23 protein-coding genes are annotated in these 16,106 nt (G+C 61.1%); 1 reads left to right on the top strand and 22 read right to left on the bottom strand.

From position 1 onward, the window contains the following. Positions 1-31: 31 nt before the first annotated feature. From rplO to rpsJ, 20 genes are all read right to left on the bottom strand, one after another. Positions 32-514: a 50S ribosomal protein L15 gene (gene rplO, locus AC1RJY_RS15440; protein WP_011775579.1), complete on the bottom strand. Its 483-nt coding sequence runs from the start codon at positions 512-514 to the stop codon at positions 32-34. Continuing rightward, positions 514-720 carry a 50S ribosomal protein L30 gene (gene rpmD / locus AC1RJY_RS15435; RefSeq protein WP_011775580.1) on the bottom strand — a complete coding sequence of 69 codons (207 nt, stop codon included), beginning with the start codon at positions 718-720 and terminating at the stop codon, positions 514-516. The genes rplO and rpmD overlap by 1 nt, the downstream gene beginning before the upstream one ends. 2 nt (positions 721-722) lie before the next feature. Further along, positions 723-1,394, bottom strand: coding sequence for a 30S ribosomal protein S5 (gene rpsE / locus AC1RJY_RS15430; RefSeq protein ID WP_011775581.1), 672 nt, complete (start codon positions 1,392-1,394; stop codon positions 723-725). Positions 1,395-1,423: 29 nt separating this feature from the next. After that, entirely contained in the window at positions 1,424-1,807 is a 384-nt protein-coding gene (gene rplR, locus AC1RJY_RS15425) for a 50S ribosomal protein L18 (RefSeq protein WP_011775582.1), read from the bottom strand. Positions 1,808-1,810: 3 nt separating this feature from the next. Continuing rightward, entirely contained in the window at positions 1,811-2,347 is a 537-nt protein-coding gene (gene rplF, locus AC1RJY_RS15420) for a 50S ribosomal protein L6 (RefSeq protein ID WP_011775583.1), read from the bottom strand. Between the two features lie 18 nt (positions 2,348-2,365). Continuing rightward, positions 2,366-2,764: a 30S ribosomal protein S8 gene (gene rpsH, locus AC1RJY_RS15415; protein ID WP_011775584.1), complete on the bottom strand. Its 399-nt coding sequence runs from the start codon at positions 2,762-2,764 to the stop codon at positions 2,366-2,368. 78 nt (positions 2,765-2,842) lie between these two features. Beyond that, positions 2,843-3,421, bottom strand: a complete 579-nt coding sequence (gene rplE, locus AC1RJY_RS15410) for a 50S ribosomal protein L5 (protein WP_011775585.1) — start codon at positions 3,419-3,421, stop codon at positions 2,843-2,845. Next, positions 3,421-3,780 (bottom strand): 50S ribosomal protein L24, encoded by a 360-nt coding sequence (rplX, locus tag AC1RJY_RS15405; protein WP_011775586.1) that lies wholly within the window; start codon positions 3,778-3,780, stop codon positions 3,421-3,423. The genes rplE and rplX overlap by 1 nt, the downstream gene beginning before the upstream one ends. A gap of 3 nt (positions 3,781-3,783) precedes the next feature. Further along, a complete protein-coding gene (gene rplN / locus AC1RJY_RS15400; protein ID WP_003803789.1) occupies positions 3,784-4,152 on the bottom strand; it encodes a 50S ribosomal protein L14 in 369 nt (122 codons plus the stop codon). 353 nt (positions 4,153-4,505) lie between these two features. Beyond that, positions 4,506-4,802, bottom strand: a complete 297-nt coding sequence (rpsQ, locus tag AC1RJY_RS15395) for a 30S ribosomal protein S17 (RefSeq protein ID WP_011775587.1) — start codon at positions 4,800-4,802, stop codon at positions 4,506-4,508. Beyond that, entirely contained in the window at positions 4,799-5,119 is a 321-nt protein-coding gene (gene rpmC, locus AC1RJY_RS15390) for a 50S ribosomal protein L29 (protein ID WP_014922387.1), read from the bottom strand. The genes rpsQ and rpmC overlap by 4 nt, the downstream gene beginning before the upstream one ends. A gap of 2 nt (positions 5,120-5,121) precedes the next feature. After that, positions 5,122-5,538, bottom strand: coding sequence for a 50S ribosomal protein L16 (gene rplP / locus AC1RJY_RS15385; RefSeq protein ID WP_003803795.1), 417 nt, complete (start codon positions 5,536-5,538; stop codon positions 5,122-5,124). Then, complete coding sequence (gene rpsC / locus AC1RJY_RS15380) at positions 5,539-6,360, bottom strand: 30S ribosomal protein S3 (RefSeq protein WP_011775589.1); 822 nt, start codon at positions 6,358-6,360, stop codon at positions 5,539-5,541. It lies immediately after the preceding gene. Further along, positions 6,361-6,726: a 50S ribosomal protein L22 gene (gene rplV, locus AC1RJY_RS15375; protein ID WP_011775590.1), complete on the bottom strand. Its 366-nt coding sequence runs from the start codon at positions 6,724-6,726 to the stop codon at positions 6,361-6,363. Positions 6,727-6,764: 38 nt separating this feature from the next. After that, positions 6,765-7,046, bottom strand: a complete 282-nt coding sequence (rpsS, locus tag AC1RJY_RS15370; RefSeq protein ID WP_011775591.1) for a 30S ribosomal protein S19 — start codon at positions 7,044-7,046, stop codon at positions 6,765-6,767. A 12-nt stretch (positions 7,047-7,058) separates the two neighbouring features. Continuing rightward, positions 7,059-7,898 carry a 50S ribosomal protein L2 gene (gene rplB / locus AC1RJY_RS15365; RefSeq protein WP_011775592.1) on the bottom strand — a complete coding sequence of 280 codons (840 nt, stop codon included), beginning with the start codon at positions 7,896-7,898 and terminating at the stop codon, positions 7,059-7,061. Positions 7,899-7,927: 29 nt separating this feature from the next. Beyond that, positions 7,928-8,233, bottom strand: a complete 306-nt coding sequence (gene rplW / locus AC1RJY_RS15360; protein WP_011775593.1) for a 50S ribosomal protein L23 — start codon at positions 8,231-8,233, stop codon at positions 7,928-7,930. Next, positions 8,230-8,847, bottom strand: a complete 618-nt coding sequence (gene rplD / locus AC1RJY_RS15355) for a 50S ribosomal protein L4 (RefSeq protein ID WP_011775594.1) — start codon at positions 8,845-8,847, stop codon at positions 8,230-8,232. The genes rplW and rplD overlap by 4 nt, the downstream gene beginning before the upstream one ends. A gap of 4 nt (positions 8,848-8,851) precedes the next feature. Continuing rightward, entirely contained in the window at positions 8,852-9,502 is a 651-nt protein-coding gene (gene rplC, locus AC1RJY_RS15350) for a 50S ribosomal protein L3 (RefSeq protein WP_011775595.1), read from the bottom strand. A gap of 17 nt (positions 9,503-9,519) precedes the next feature. Further along, the gene (gene rpsJ, locus AC1RJY_RS15345; protein WP_003803825.1) at positions 9,520-9,828 is read right to left on the bottom strand and encodes a 30S ribosomal protein S10; all 309 of its coding nucleotides are present in this window, start codon (positions 9,826-9,828) and stop codon (positions 9,520-9,522) included. Positions 9,829-10,210: 382 nt separating this feature from the next. Here rpsJ and AC1RJY_RS15340 point away from each other — a divergent pair, with 382 nt between their 5' ends. Next, entirely contained in the window at positions 10,211-11,650 is a 1,440-nt protein-coding gene (locus AC1RJY_RS15340) for a GH1 family beta-glucosidase (protein WP_498602660.1), read from the top strand. Positions 11,651-11,692: 42 nt separating this feature from the next. Here AC1RJY_RS15340 and AC1RJY_RS15335 read toward each other — a convergent pair whose 3' ends face one another. Further along, on the bottom strand, positions 11,693-11,818 hold the full coding sequence (locus AC1RJY_RS15335) for a hypothetical protein (protein ID WP_272941655.1): 126 nt from the start codon (positions 11,816-11,818) through the stop codon (positions 11,693-11,695). 28 nt (positions 11,819-11,846) lie between these two features. After that, positions 11,847-16,073, bottom strand: a complete 4,227-nt coding sequence (locus AC1RJY_RS15330; RefSeq protein WP_498602659.1) for a hypothetical protein — start codon at positions 16,071-16,073, stop codon at positions 11,847-11,849. Positions 16,074-16,106: the final 33 nt, after the last annotated feature.

Genomic DNA, 16,106 nt, shown 5'->3' with positions numbered 1-16,106 from the left:
CCTTTACAACGGGCATTTGCCCCACTGACTCTTAGAGAGCAGTGGTGCTTCCGCCTGCTGCAGCAATCTTTTCCGCAGCGCTGGAAGAGAATGCGTGGGCGGTGACGTCAACCTTGACGGTGATGTCGCCGGTGCCCAGCACCTTGACGGGCTGGTTCTTGCGAACGGCACCCTTCTCAACCAAGGACTCGACGGTGACTACGCCACCTTCCGGGAACAGCTCGTTGAGCTTCTCCAGGTTAACAACCTGGAACTCAACCCGGAACGGGTTCTTGAAGCCGCGCAGCTTCGGCAGGCGCATGTGCAGCGGCAGCTGGCCGCCGGCAAAGCCAGCCTTTACCTGGTAACGGGCCTTCGTACCCTTGGTACCGCGACCAGCGGTCTTACCCTTGGAGCCTTCACCACGACCAACACGGGTCTTGGCGGTCTTGGCACCCGGGGCGGGGCGCAGGTGGTGGACCTTCAGAGCGTGCTGCTTCTCAGCAGTCTCTTCGGCGGTCTTGTTCTCTGCCATTACTTCGCCTCCTCTACATTCACGAGGTGCGGAACCGTGTTCAGCATTCCAACGGTCACGGCGTCAGCGTTACGGACAACAGTGTGTCCGATGCGCTTCAGGCCGAGGGACCGAAGGGTGGCCTTCTGGTTCTGCTTGGCGCCAATGACGCCCTTGATCTGGGTGATCTCCAACTTGGCGTCGGAGGGAGTCAGGTTCTTAGCCATGACTAAACACCTGCCTTCTGGTTCTGGAGCGCGCGCACCAGAGCAGCAGGAGCAACCTCGTCCAGCGGCAGGCCACGGCGGGCAGCCACGGAAGCGGGCTCTTCGAGCTGCTTCAGAGCGGCAACAGTCGCGTGAACGATGTTGATCGCGTTTGAGGAACCGAGCGACTTGGAGAGGATGTCGTGGATACCCACGCACTCCAATACCGCGCGGACCGGACCACCGGCGATAACACCGGTACCGGCGGAAGCCGGACGCAGCAGGACTACACCTGCAGCGGCCTCACCCTGCACACGGTGCGGGATGGTGCTGCCAACGCGGGGAACGCGGAAGAAGGACTTCTTGGCCTCTTCAACGCCCTTTGCGATAGCCGCGGGAACTTCCTTGGCCTTGCCGTAGCCGACGCCGACCATACCGTTGCCGTCACCGACGACGACGAGAGCGGTGAAGCTGAAGCGACGACCACCCTTGACGACCTTGGCAACGCGGTTGATGGTGACAACGCGCTCTACGAACTGGCTCTTCTCAGCCTCACGACCGCCGTCGCGGCCACCACGGCCACCACGGTCGCCGCGGCCCTGGCCACGGTCGCCGCGCTCGCCACGACGTCCGCCGCGGCGGTCATCGGTAGCGGGTGCGGTCTCAGTTGCTTCAGCAGCTACAGCTTCAGTCACCTGGGTGTCCTTTTCGTTATTTTCAACGGTCACAGTGCCAGCCCACCTTCGCGAGCACCGTCAGCGACGGCGGCGATACGGCCGTGGTACTTGTTACCGCCACGGTCGAAGACAACAGCTTCGACGCCTGCAGCCTTGGCACGCTCGGCAACGAGCTCGCCGACGCGCTTGGCCTTGGCAGTCTTGTCTCCGTCAAATGCGCGGAGGTCAGCTTCCAGGGTGGAAGCGTAAGCCACGGTTACACCCTTGCTGTCATCGACAACCTGGACGAATACGTGACGTGCCGAACGGTTGACGACCAGACGAGGACGTACAGCCGTACCGGTGATGCGCTTGCGGATACGAAGCTGGCGACGGCTGCGTGCAGCAGACTTGCTCTTGTTCGAACGCTTCTTGTTAATTGCGATGGCCATGGTTTACTTACCAGCCTTTCCGACCTTGCGGCGGATGACTTCGCCGGCGTAACGGACACCCTTGCCCTTGTAGGGGTCGGGCTTGCGCAGCTTGCGAATGTTGGCAGCAACCTCGCCGACCTGCTGCTTGTTGATACCCGCAACAGAGAGCTTGGTCGGACCCTCTACTACGAAGGTGATGCCTTCGGGTGCAGAGACGTTGACCGGGTGGCTGTAGCCCAGAGCGAACTCCAGGTCAGAACCCTTGGCCTGAACGCGGTAACCAGTACCAACGATTTCAAGCTTCTTCTCGTAGCCCTCGGTAACGCCCTGGATCATGTTGGCGATCAGGGTGCGGGTCAGGCCGTGCAGCGAACGCGAGTTGCGCTCGTCGTTCGGGCGGGTGACCGTGAGAGTGTTCTCTTCCTGGGTAACCTCGATCGGGCTGGCCACAGTGTGGCTCAGCTCGCCTTTGGCACCTTTGACGCTGATGACGGAGCCATCGAGCTTGACCTCAACTCCGGCAGGAACGGTGATGGGGAGACGTCCAATACGTGACATTATTCTCTTCCTTTCCCGTTACCAGACGTACGCGAGGACTTCGCCGCCCACGCCCTTCTTGCCGGCCTGCTTGTCAGTCAGGAGGCCGGAAGAGGTGGACAGGATTGCGATACCCAGGCCACCCAGCACGTGCGGCAGGTTGGTGGACTTCGCGTAAACGCGGAGGCCCGGCTTGGAGATGCGGCGGACGCCAGCGATGGAACGCTCGCGGTTCGGACCGAACTTCAGGTCGATGGTCAGCTTCTTGCCAACCTCGGCGTCTTCTTCCTTCCAGCCGGCAATGTAGCCTTCTGCCTTCAGGATGTCAGCAACGCGTGCCTTCAGTTTGCTGTACGGCATGGACACGGTGTCGTGGTATGCCGAGTTTGCATTGCGCAGACGCGTGAGCATGTCTGCGACAGGATCTGTCATAGTCATTTGGGCTATAGCCCTTCCTCGTACCGGTTTCCGCTGCGCTTGCTCCTAAGAGCCTGCGCGGACGGACCTGTCACGTAGTTAGTTTTCGGTCTTGAACGGGAAACCAAGCGCCTTGAGCAGCGCGCGGCCTTCGTCATCGGTCTTGGCGGTGGTAACAACCGTGATGTCCATACCGCGAACGCGGTCAATGGAGTCCTGGTCGATTTCGTGGAACATAACCTGCTCGGTCAGACCGAAGGTGTAGTTGCCGTTACCGTCGAACTGCTTGCCGTTGAGGCCGCGGAAGTCGCGGATACGCGGCAGTGCCAGCGAAACAAGACGGTCCACGAATTCCCACATGCGGTCTCCACGCAGAGTTGCGTGTGCACCGATGGGCATGCCTTCGCGCAGCTTGAACTGTGCGATCGACTTGCGGGCCTTGGTTACCTGCGGCTTCTGGCCGGTGATCAGGGTGAGGTCGCGGACAGCGCCGTCGATCAGCTTGGAGTCCTTAGCGGCATCTCCAACACCCATGTTCACTACAACCTTCACCAGGCGGGGAACCTGGTTGACGTTCGCGTAGCTGAATTCGTCCTGCAGTGACTTTTTGATGGTCTCTGCGTACTTCGTCTTCAGACGCGGAACGATCTTTACCGGAGTCTCGAGAGTCTCAGTCATTAGATGTCCTTCCCGGTGGCCTTGGACACGCGGATACGGACGGTCTTGGTAGCGCCATCCTTCTCAACGGTGTCGAGACGGAAACCAACACGGGTCGGCTTCTTGGTGGACGGGTCAACCAAAGCAACGTTGGAAACGTGGATCGGGGCTTCAACAACCTCGATGCCACCGGTCTTGGTGCCGCGCTGCGACTGACCGACCTTGGAGTGCTTGGTGACGCGGTTGATTCCCTCTACCAGCACGCGGTTGGTGTCCGGGAATACGCGCAGGACCTTGCCCTGCTTGCCGCGGTCGCCGCCACGTTCCTGCTTGGCGCCAGTGATGACCTGAACGAGGTCACCCTTCTTGATCTTAGCCATGGACTAAAGCACCTCCGGGGCCAGCGAAACGATCTTCATGAACTTCTTGTCGCGAAGTTCACGACCAACCGGGCCGAAGATACGGGTACCGCGGGGGTCACCGTCGTTCTTCAGGATCACAGCTGCGTTTTCGTCAAACTTGATGTAGGAACCATCCGCACGGCGGCGTTCCTTCTTGGTACGAACGATGACAGCCTTGACGACGTCACCCTTCTTTACGTTGCCGCCAGGGATAGCGTCCTTGACGGTGGCGACGATGACGTCGCCGATGCCTGCGTAGCGACGACCGGATCCACCGAGAACGCGAATGGTAAGGATTTCCTTAGCACCCGTGTTGTCGGCGACCTTGAGTCGCGACTCCTGCTGAATCAATTTTTACTCCTTGCGTCGCGCCGGTTCTCAGACCGAAATCATGCATACGGAATGAGCCTTGCGGAACGGTTGATCGGGGTGTCTCTTGACCTGCCTGGATTTTGCCAGAACAGGCCTAAACGCCCGTGCCACAAGCATCAGCTTCCCTTGCAGAAAACTCTGCGCGGGGCAGTATGCAGCGGCACGATTGTTTACGAGGTAGTGGACGACGCACAAGTGGCGCCATACAAACTCAATATCCTAGCACGTCAGCGGCCTAAAACCGAAACGGCGGGAGAAGCGGAAAGGCCCGCATTCCCAAGGGAATGCGGGCCTCTCCAGTGAATCACTGCCAGGCGAGCCCGGCGTTGGATTTACTTGGCCTTTTCGAGGATCTCCACCAGACGCCACCGCTTGGTAGCGGAGAGCGGGCGGGTCTCAGAGATGAGAACGAGGTCGCCGATGCCGGCGGTGTTCTCTTCGTCGTGAGCCTTGATCTTCGAGGTGCGGCGAATAACCTTGCCGTACAGAGCGTGCTTCACGCGGTCTTCAACCTGAACAACGATGGTCTTTTCCATCTTGTCAGAGACAACGTAGCCGCGACGCGTCTTACGGTAACCGCGCTGTTCAGCGCTGGCTGCTGCTTCCGTCACAGTTTCCTTCTCGCTCACTTGGCGTCCTCTCCAGCTTCAACCTCGGCCTTTTCAGCCTTGGCAGCCTTCTTGGACTTCTTTTCTTCCTTGGCTTCCACAACCGGTGCGGCAACCTCGGCACGAATGCCCAGCTCGCGCTCACGGAGAACGGTGTAGATGCGTGCGATGTCCTTCTTTACCGCGCGCAGGCGACCGTGGTTCTCCAGCTGTCCGGTGGCGGACTGGAAACGCAGGTTGAACAGCTCTTCCTTGGACTTGCGGAGTTCTTCAACGAGACGCTCGTTGTCGAAACCGTCCAGCTGTGCGGGTGCGAGATCCTTCGACCCTACTGCCATTTCTATTCACCACCTTCGCGACGCACAATGCGTGCCTTCAACGGGAGCTTGTGGATTGCCAGGCGCAGGGCCTCGCGAGCTACCTCTTCATTGACACCGGAGAGTTCGAAGAGAACCCGGCCCGGCTTGACGTTTGCGACCCACCATTCCGGAGAACCCTTACCGGAACCCATGCGGGTTTCGGCAGGCTTCTTCGTCAGCGGACGGTCCGGGTAGATGTTGATCCAGACCTTACCGCCACGCTTGATGTGGCGGGTCATCGCGATACGAGCGGACTCGATCTGACGGTTGGTTACGTATGCCGGGCTGAGAGCCTGGATACCGTACTCACCGAAGCTGACCTTGGTGCCGCCCGTTGCAGCGCCGGAACGACCCGGGTGGTGCTGCTTACGGTGCTTGACTCGACGTGGGATAAGCATTTAAGCCTGTCCTCCTTCTGCTGCCGGAGCAGCAGCTTCAGCGGCCGGTGCTTCAACGGCAGCGGGTGCTGCCTCAGCTGCCGGACGGTCGTTACGACGACGGCGGTCGCCACCCGGGCGGCCCGGGCGGTCTCCTGCACGGCCACGGGACGGAGCAGCAGCTGCCTGCTGAGCCAGTTCCTTGGCAGTTACGTCACCCTTGTAGATCCAGACCTTCACACCGATACGGCCGAAGGTGGTCTTGGCTTCGTAGAAGCCGTAGTCGATGTTCGCGCGGAGGGTGTGCAGGGGCACACGGCCTTCGCGGTAGAACTCCGAGCGGGACATTTCTGCGCCACCCAGACGACCCGAGCAAGCAACACGGATACCCTTGGCACCCGCACGCTGTGCGGACTGCATGGCCTTCTTCATCGCACGGCGGAAAGCCACGCGGGAAGTGAGCTGCTCAGCGATGCCCTGGGCAACAAGCTGTGCTTCCATCTCGGGGTTCTTGACCTCGAGGATGTTCAGCTGAACCTGCTTGCCGGTGAGCTTTTCGAGCTCGCCGCGGATGCGGTCTGCTTCAGCGCCGCGGCGGCCGATAACGATACCCGGGCGTGCCGTGTGGATATCCACGCGGACACGGTCACGGGTGCGCTCGATCTCGACCTTGGCGATGCCGGCGCGCTCCATGCCGGTGGACATGAGCTGACGGATCTTGATGTCCTCGCGGACGAAGTCCTTGTAGCGCTGTCCGGGCTTGGTGCTGTCAGCGAACCAGTGCGAAACGTGGTCGGTGGTGATGCCGAGTCGGAACCCGTGCGGGTTAACTTTCTGTCCCACTTAGCGAGCCTCCTCTTTCTCCGGGGTTGCGACAACCAGCGTGATGTGGCTGGTCCGCTTCCTAATGCGGTAGGCGCGGCCCTGGGCACGCGGCTGGAACCGCTTCATGGTCGGGCCTTCATCAACAAATGCTTCGGTGATGAAGAGGTCGCTGTCGTCGAATGCAACGCCGTCACGGTCCGCGAGGACACGTGCGTTGGCCATTGCCGACTGAAGTACCTTGAATACCGGCTCCGAAGCTGCCTGGGGGGCAAACTTCAGAATTGCCAGAGCCTCATTCGCTTGCTTACCACGAACAAGGTTGACGACGCGCCGGGCCTTCATAGGCGTTACGCGGATGTGACGCGCAATAGCCTTGGCTTCCATTGCTTTCCTTCTCTCGTCTAAGACGTAAGGTCAGGCGCCTAGCGGCGCTTGCCCTTACGGTCGTCCTTAACATGGCCGCGGAATGTCCGCGTGGGAGCGAATTCGCCGAGCTTGTGCCCGACCATCGACTCAGTGACAAACACCGGGATGTGCTTGCGTCCGTCGTGTACGGCGATCGTGTGCCCGAGCATGTCGGGGATGATCATCGAACGGCGGGACCAGGTCTTGATGACGTTCTTGGTGCCCTTATCGTTTTCCCGTGCGACCTTCACAAAGAGGTGCTGGTCAACGAAAGGACCTTTTTTCAGGCTGCGTGGCATGTGTCCAGGCTCCTATCGCTTGTTCTTGCCAGTACGGCGGCGACGAACAATAAGCTTGTCGCTCTCTTTGTTCGGACGGCGGGTACGGCCCTCGGGCTTGCCGTTCGGGTTAACCGGGTGACGTCCACCGGAAGTCTTACCTTCACCACCACCGTGCGGGTGGTCGACCGGGTTCATGGCTACACCACGGACGGTCGGGCGAACGCCCTTCCAGCGCATACGGCCGGCCTTGCCCCAGTTGATGTTCGACTGCTCGGCGTTGCCGACCTCGCCGACGGTTGCGCGGCAGCGCACGTCAACGTTGCGGATTTCACCGGAGGGCAGACGCAGCTGGGCGAAGCGGCCTTCCTTGGCAACGAGCTGTACCGAAGCACCTGCGGAACGTGCCATCTTGGCGCCGCCACCCGGACGCAGTTCAACTGCGTGGATTACGGTACCAACCGGGATGTTGCGCAGCGGCAGGTTGTTGCCCGGCTTGATGTCAGCGTCAGGACCAGCCTCGACGAAGTCACCCTGGGACAGCTTGTTAGGAGCGATGATGTAACGCTTGGTGCCATCAACGTAGTGCAGGAGTGCGATGCGAGCCGTACGGTTCGGGTCGTACTCGATTTCGGCAACGCGGGCGTTGATGCCGTCCTTGTCGTGACGACGGAAGTCGATCAGACGGTACTGGCGCTTGTGCCCACCACCCTTGTGACGGGTGGTGATCTTACCGGAGTTGTTACGGCCGCCGGTCTTGTGCAGCGGACGCAGCAACGACTTTTCCGGAGTCGATCGCGTGATTTCAGCAAAGTCGGCTACGCTCGAGCCACGACGGCCCGGGGTAGTCGGCTTGTATTTACGGATTCCCATAATTTATTTCCTCGTTAAAGTGGTCTCCGCTACGCGAGCGGACCGCCGAAGATGTCGATTGTGCCTTCTTTGAGGGTGACAATTGCACGCTTGGTGCTCTTGCGCTGTCCCCAGCCGAATTTGGTGCGCTTGCGCTTACCGGCACGGTTGATGGTGTTGATCGAGTCAACCTTGACCGAGAAGATCTTCTCGACGGCCAATTTGATCTCGGTCTTGTTCGAGCGAGGGTCCACCAGGAAGGTGTACTTGCCTTCGTCGATCAGACCGTAGCTCTTTTCCGAAACGACGGGTGCAAGCACGACGTCGCGCGGGTCCTTGATGGTGGTTACGCTCACTTGGAGGCCTCCTCGTTCTTGGCCTTGTCAGCGACGAACGCCTCGAAAGCAGCCTTGGTGAAGACCACGTCGTCGGAGATGAGTACGTCGTAGGTGTTCAACTGGTCTGCGTACAGAACGTGAATACCTGCGAGGTTGCGCACGGAGAGTGCAGCAACATCGTTGGCGCGCTCGATTACGACGAGCAGGTTCTTGCGCTCGGAGACTGCACGCAGCGAAGCCAGTGCTTCCTTGGCGGACGGCTTGGTGCCGGCTACCAGTTCAGCGATGACGTGGATGCGGCCGTTGCGGGCGCGGTCAGACAGGGCGCCGCGGAGTGCAGCAGCCTTCATCTTCTTGGGGGTGCGCTGGCTGTAGTCACGAGGGGTCGGACCGTGGACAACGCCACCGCCGGTCATGTGAGGAGCACGGATTGAACCCTGACGGGCGCGGCCGGTGCCCTTCTGCTTGAACGGCTTGCGACCTGCACCGGAAACCTCGGCGCGGGTCTTCGTCTTGTGGGTACCCTGGCGTGCAGCAGCGAGCTGTGCGACGACGACCTGGTGCAGCAGGGGCACGTTGGTCTGGACGTCGAAGATCTCTGCAGGCAGGTCTACCTTGACAGTGCTAGTCATTTAACTAGGCTCCCTTCACGGCGGTGCGTACGAGTACGACCTGGCCGCGGGCACCGGGGACGGCACCCTTGATAAGGAGCAGCGACTTCTCAGCGTCAATGGCGTGAACCGTGAGGTTCAGCGTGGTGTGACGCTCGGCGCCCATGCGGCCGGCCATTTTCAGGCCCTTGAAGACGCGGCTCGGGGTGGATGCGCCACCGATGGAGCCAGGCTTACGGTGGTTCTTGTGGGCACCGTGGGAAGCGCCAACGCCGTGGAAGCCGTGACGCTTCATAACACCGGCAAAGCCCTTACCCTTGGAGGTGCCGACGACGTCGATCTTCTGGCCGGCTTCGAAGATCTCAACAGAGAGCTCCTGGCCCAGCTCGTAGGATGCGGCGTCTGCGGTACGCAGTTCGACGACGTGGCGGCGAGGAGTTACGCCAGCCTTTTCAAAGTGACCAGCCAGCGGCTTGGTGACCTTGCGGGGGTCGATCTGGCCGTAGCCGATCTGGACGGCGACGTAGCCATCTACCTCTGCGTTGCGCAGCTGGGTGATGACGTTGGAGTCAGCCTGGACGACAGTTACCGGGATGAGCTTGTTGTTCTCGTCCCAGACCTGGGTCATGCCGAGCTTCGTGCCCAGCAGGCCCTTAACGTTACGGGTTGCGGTCATAGTCTCTCAGCACCTCCCTAGAGCTTGATTTCGATGTTCACGTCAGCGGGCAGGTCGAGACGCATAAGCGAGTCAACAGCCTTCGGCGTGGGGTCGATGATGTCGATCAGACGCTTGTGAGTACGCATTTCGAAGTGCTCACGGCTGTCCTTGTACTTGTGAGGAGAGCGAATAACGCAGTAAACGTTCTTCTCCGTCGGCAGCGGCACCGGGCCGACTACCGTTGCGCCTGCGCGCGTGACCGTCTCAACGATCTTCCGCGCTGAAACATCAATGACCTCGTGGTCATATGACTTCAGCCGGATGCGGATTTTTTGTCCCGCCATGTCGCCTGACTCTCTTTCAGCTAGTGCTGCTCTAGTTAGGGCTGCTCTGTTTACTTACCTGTTGATGTGGCCGCCGAAGCGTTTGAGGATTTACCACCACACGCCGCACAAGCTGAATCCGGAGTAATCCGGGTTCCTCACCTTGCCGGCGCACCGACCCCCGCGGTCGGGCGTGTCGCGATTTCCACGCAAACTCGACCGCAATCATGGGGTTCAGGGTTATGTTTGGGCTTCAGCCTGGACCCTGACACCCGGCATTATCCGGATCGGGACACGAAGAAGCGCTTGAACAACTCATCCAGTATGGCGGAAATATGGTGTAAAGGCCAATCGACCCTGAGGAGCCATTGCCCGACCCCCATCCTGTGAGGATGATGGGGGCATGAACGCCCGGGATTCAGGTTCAGTGGAAGATCTCGCCGCCCGCCTGCGCCCGGGGTTCACGCTGGGTGTTGCGGCTGCCGCCTTCCAGATTGAGGGTTCCCTGACCGCTGATGGTCGTGGCCCGTCGGGTTGGGATGCGTTCTACGAAAAGCCGGGAGCAATAGTCGACGGCGGCTCCCCCGCCGTCGCGTGCGATCACTATAACCGTGCTGATGAAGACATCGCCTTGATGCAAGAGCTGGGCGTTGATTCCTACCGCTTTTCGCTTTCTTGGCCGCGAATCCAGCCCGGAGGCAAGGGTGCAATCAACCAGCGTGGCCTGGACTTCTACGATCGCCTGATCGACAAACTCCTGGCTGCAGGCATTTCCCCCATGGCCACGTTGTACCACTGGGATACCCCTCTGGAGTTGGAGCACGCCGGAGGGTGGATGAACCGGGACACCGCGGAACGCTTCGCAGTCTATTGTGAAGCCGCCGCTGAGCGCTTCGGTGACCGCGTTGAGTACTGGGTCACCATGAACGAGCCCGTTTCCGTTACCGTGCAGGGCTACGCGTTGGGGGTGCATGCCCCTGGCAGGGAACTGCTGTTCGACTCACTGCCTGCCGCGCATCATCAATTGCTGGGACATGGGATGGCCGTGCGGGCTCTCCGGAGCGCAGGAGTCAAAGGGCAAATCGGGGTGTCCAATATGCACAGCCCCGTCGAGCCGGCCAGCAACAGCCTTGCCGACAGGCTGATGACGCAGGCGCTGGACCTGATCCTCAACCGCATCTATGCCGACGCGATACTGCTTGGCCAATACCCCAAACCACCTTTGCCCATGAAGCCGTGGTTCCGCTCATTGGGTACAGTCCATGACGGTGATCTTGAACTGATCAGCCAACCCTTGGACTTCTACGGGCTCAACTACTACTACCCCGTGAAGGTGGCGGCAGGCCCCGGTCCGGCTGAGATCCCCACCGGAAGGTCGCCCGAAATGTCCAAGGTCCCTTTCCATTTGGCCGCCTACCAGGAATATGAGACCACAGGGTTTGGCTGGCCTGTTGCACCGGAATACCTGGCGTTGCTGCTACGCGAAATGAAAGACCGGTATGGGGAGGCTCTCCCCCCTGTCTACATCACGGAAGGCGGAGCCAGCTTTCCTGAACCAGGCCACGTCGATGGACCTGTCCAGGACACCAACCGCATCACGTATCTGGCCGAACACTTAGGACATGCACTGACAGCAACCGGGCCTGGCGGCATCGCCGAGGATGTGGATCTTCGCGGGTACTACGTCTGGACCTTGCTGGACAATTTTGAGTGGGCGGCGGGCTACTCGCAGCGATTTGGCCTCATCCACGTGGACTTCGAGACCCAGGAAAGGACTCCGAAGGATTCCTTTTACTGGTACCGGGCGCTGGGTCGTGCACGCCACCACCACCGGCATATTTAGCCCGCCTGAGTTAACTTGACCCTTGCAGTTCGGAACGTCGCCCTATTTGTTCTTGTTGGCGCGCCGAATCCGCTTTGCGCGTTCGATCTCGCTCTTGAAGTTCTTTCGACCCCACAACACGCCGCCGCCGATAGCCGCAATGACTGCCAGGAAAATCAGGAATTCCATGATGCACTCCTCTCCGTAGACTGCAACATTATCGGATTCCGTCATGGGTACGCGCAGGAGGGACGTCACTCGGATCTCCGCCTTGGCCCGGGCCACCGGTACTACTTGGCGGCTTCCGGTTCAAACGCCATACAGCCAGCACGATCAGCGCCAAGGCTACAAGGGCAAGCATGGCGAAGGCGTAGGAACGCAGCGCCCACATGACGCTCAGCGCCACCGCGATGGCACCCCACCACACCAGCAACCGTTCTGCCAAAAGCAGGCCTGCGGCCAGAAGCAGAACATGTGCCACAAGTACGTACAGTTGCTGAGACGACGTTCCGCCGAAGATGGTTCCCAAAGACGTCAAGGACAACGCACCGGCGGCAATGCAAAGCCGGGGCAGGCCGTCCGTCCGTTGCCCCTTGACATAGCGCAGCCCTGCTATAACGGCTCCAGCTACCACATACCATTGCGCGGCCCAGAACCAATCAGGCCTGGAACCGTCCACAAACAGCACTGCCCGTTGGAGGGCTGCAACAGAGATCAGCCCCGCCAGCTCAGCTGCCAGCCACTTGCCGTGCGGCACCTCAACCACGGCCAATACCCCGGTTGCGACCACCAAGACGAAGCCGAGCATGGACGTTTCGTCATGCCCCAGCCCCACCGCCGCAGATGAAGCAACAGCCAAGGCCGCTGCGGCAGACAGCGAGTTCCGTCGCCAGTGTTGCCCGCTGATGGCCGGTCCGCCGAACATCTTCAGTGAATAGAGGATCACCGCGGTCCCCACGCCGCCAAAGATCCAAGCGGCGTAGTCGCTCCAGACGCCCGTAGGCAGCCCCTGCAGCAAACCGTCGACGGCGGGAACCGCCCCTACCAGCACTGCCGGAGCAGCTGCCGCGTAGAGAGCGGGCAATCGTTCAAAGTGCGAGACCGCGAACAAGACACCGGCCAGCACCAACACAGACAGTCCAGCCAGGGAATAGGAAACGCCCAAGGTCAGCAGGCCGCCGGCAACGGTGAACGCCATGGCTGAGTTGAGCCAGAACCACCGCTCCGTGACAGCAACCTCTACTCCGGCAGCCGCCTTTTCGGGCCCGAACACGGCCCTGGCAGCAATCATGGCGACTGCAAGGGCCAGCAGGACAACAGGTACTTGGGACTTGTCCAGCAGTGGCTGGTGCAGCCACGTTGATGCAGGGAACAAGAGTGCCGGCCCGGCTGCGATGACGCCCGCCCCTATAGCCGCGACACCGAAGTATCGGGATCCGCGTGTACCGAGGATCCGCCAGACGACCGCAGCGGAAGCCGGGACCAGGGCCAACTGAAGCATGACCACCCAGCGGCCACCGCCGTCGTAATCTCCTGCGAGCAAGTAGACGAACGGCAGCAAGAGTTGGGCACCCAAGGTGGCCCGGACCGTTGCCTGTTGGAAGGCGACATCGACGCCAAGCCTGCGCAGGACCAAAGTCAGCACATGCTGCGCCACGAATACCAGCGCCAGACTGATGGACACCGCTGCCGGCGACTCCGTGACATCGGCCACTGTCACAGCAATGAAGGCGCCACCAAGCACCCGGACCGCCAGCAAGTAGCCACCCCGGATCAGTCGGTGGCGGATCACACCCACCATGAAACCGCCGTAGGCCGCAAAGATGCCAAGCAAAATTTGGACGTCCCGGATATCCCCCAAGCGAAGAGCCAGGAGGAGCACCAAAGCGGCGGGGGCGAAGATCCACGCGGCGGCGTGCTCTCGCAGAATCGCACTGACAATGACGGCAGCCAGGGCCGTTGTAACCGCTGCAACTCCCGGTTGCCAGCTGTCCCTGACGCCCCACCCTCCCAACTCCGTGGTGACAGTAAGGAAAGTAGTGGCTGCGGCCATGAGGGCAAGCACAGCACCGGCGTCGAACACGGAAGCACGCGGGTAGCGGCGGCGGCTGCCCGCGCGCAGGGGAAGGATCAGCTGGAGCGCAGCTGCCACTACAACCACAAGTCCCACGGACGCAATTTCACCGGCGAGGCGAATACTCCAGCCATCGCGCATCGCGTCCCCGTAGGCCGATGCCACCAAAACGGTGCCGACTATCCGAGCCAGCCACCAATAGCACTGTTTGTGGAAGGTCGGGGAAATGCGCAGGGCTGTTACGACAAGGTAGGCAAGCAGGGCCAGGAGGACAACATTTGCCTGCGTCCAGGACACGAATGCTGCTGCCATGCTGCCGGCAATAGCCGCAGTGGCCGGAGCGATTACTTCAGCCACCGAAGGGCGCCACGCATCCCGGGTGCCTGGATCCCGATGAGGTTGCGGGAACACCAGGAGGCCTGAGGCCAAGCCTGCCAACAAGACAACCAGAACAGCTGCAGCAACAGCCGGGCGACCGGATGCGGCATCGAACGCCGGCAAGGCAAGAAGCCCGGCCACTGCGGCGCCGCCAAAGCCAGCCACGGAGGCTTGGGGGGCCAACAACCGGACTCCCCCGCGTTCCAGCCCGGCATTGAGCAGTTGCTGCACAGCTGCTCCGGCGACGAGCGCTATCAGAGAGTACGCAGTCCGGTCCGGATTTCCCGTAAAGATGCCTGCCACCCCGGCGGGTACAGCCAAGGTGATGGCGATCCGCCCCGCAAGAATCAAGTACTGGCGATAAGAAGCCGGCCTGATCAACGCCCGCAAGAACCAATAAAGTGCGGCGGACGCCAAGAGTGCCGAAACGGTCCATGCACCCAGCAGGCCGCCCAGCGCACCAGCCACCCCCAGCACTGCGACGGGGGCGAACTCCATGCCTTGGCCCAGTTTCCAAACAACCACCATGGCAGTCAACATCGTCAAGGACAGAGGAACGTAGTTGGGGAGGTCGAACGCTCCAAACTCCAGCACCACCGTGAGTACTGCCGAGGTGACTAGCTGCAACGCCAAGCATGAGACGGCGTCATACCGCCAGGAGCGCGGCAGCAGCCTCTTACCACCGTAGGCGACTCCCAAGGATTGGACTCCCAGGCAGACTGCCGCAGCCAACATCACCGAACTCACATCAGCGGTGACGTCCCATACCACTCCGAGTAAAGCCAGTGTCAGCGCAGCCCGTGCAGCATAAAGATGCTGCACCCTGTACCGTGCCTGCGGGACGAAGAACATCACAGCAAAGTAGACACCACACATCAACATCACCCAGGCGTACTCCCCTTTGGACAAAAGATGCGGTGTGAGGGTCACGGCCACGGCCACCAGAGGAACCAACGAGGGGTGCAGCACCATCAGCGGACGGACGTACAACGGAGGAAGCCACCTGGGATTCAGCAAGGCAACAACAGTCAGGAGAATGGCCACTCCGATGAGTGCCGTGAAATACCAGACCAAGGCGCCCCCAAGAACGGAAACACCGGACCACGCCGTTGAGACGACAAAGCTGAGGGACAAGAAGGCCAGGACTTTGTTGTCCAGCCTCACGGCTGTGTAGGCATAAACCGCTGTCCCCAACAACGACGTGACCAGCCAAGCCGCAGGACCGTTGTGTAGCACGAAGTTGTACATGGCCAGCCCGGTAACGGGTATGAGCGCCAAGCCTGTTCCGACGAAGGCAACGGCAGCCGGCCTGAGGCGGGCTACGCGCGCGTGGATGACCATACCTGACACGTAGAACAGCGCAGTGATGAACCAGATGCCTACGAAGCGGAAGAGAGCAGGAAGGCTCGTGCCCACGAAGAGCGCCCCCGCTGCGACGAGGAGGAGGCTGGCAACGTAAAGCGTGATGTTGATGTTTTGCTGGTCACGCTTCTCCTTGCGCGCAGCAGCAGCCTCAGGAGTTTCCCGTACTACCGGCGGGGGCGGAACCGGGGAAGCAACTTGTTGATATGGCGCAGGCTGCCGGGCGGCCGGCGGAGGCATTGGGGGCCTGGCCTGCTGACTCGCTGGCTGCGGGGAAGGCGGCCGGAAAGGCGACCGGACGTCCGGCAGAGGCATCGCGGGTGGAGCCGGTGCTTGTACGGGCCGCTGGAGGTACACCGGGGCCGGCGGCGAGCTTACGGGGGCCGGCGGGGAGCTTATGGGGGCTTGCTGGGCCGTCCGGGCGGCTGCCCTGTTCACGTCCTGCCCCTTGGCTTCCGCGTCCCGCCAGCCAGCCACGTGACCGGCAAGGTAGCCCGCTTGGTAAGCGGCGGCCTTGTCCGGCGCCACGGAAGCATCGTCTGAAGTCCCCCGGCGCCCCATTGCCACCCCCAGCGCATAGCCAACCGCGCCCACGATGACGATGAGCAGCAGTAAGAGGAATGCAGTCATGGAAGCTCCTTGGTTATGCCGGACGCGGCAAGT

Source organism: Arthrobacter sp. GW822-FHT05G07 (genome assembly GCF_058799755.1).
The sequence above is the reverse complement of the archived record's forward strand: the minus strand, read 5'-3'. Positions and strand labels throughout refer to the sequence as shown.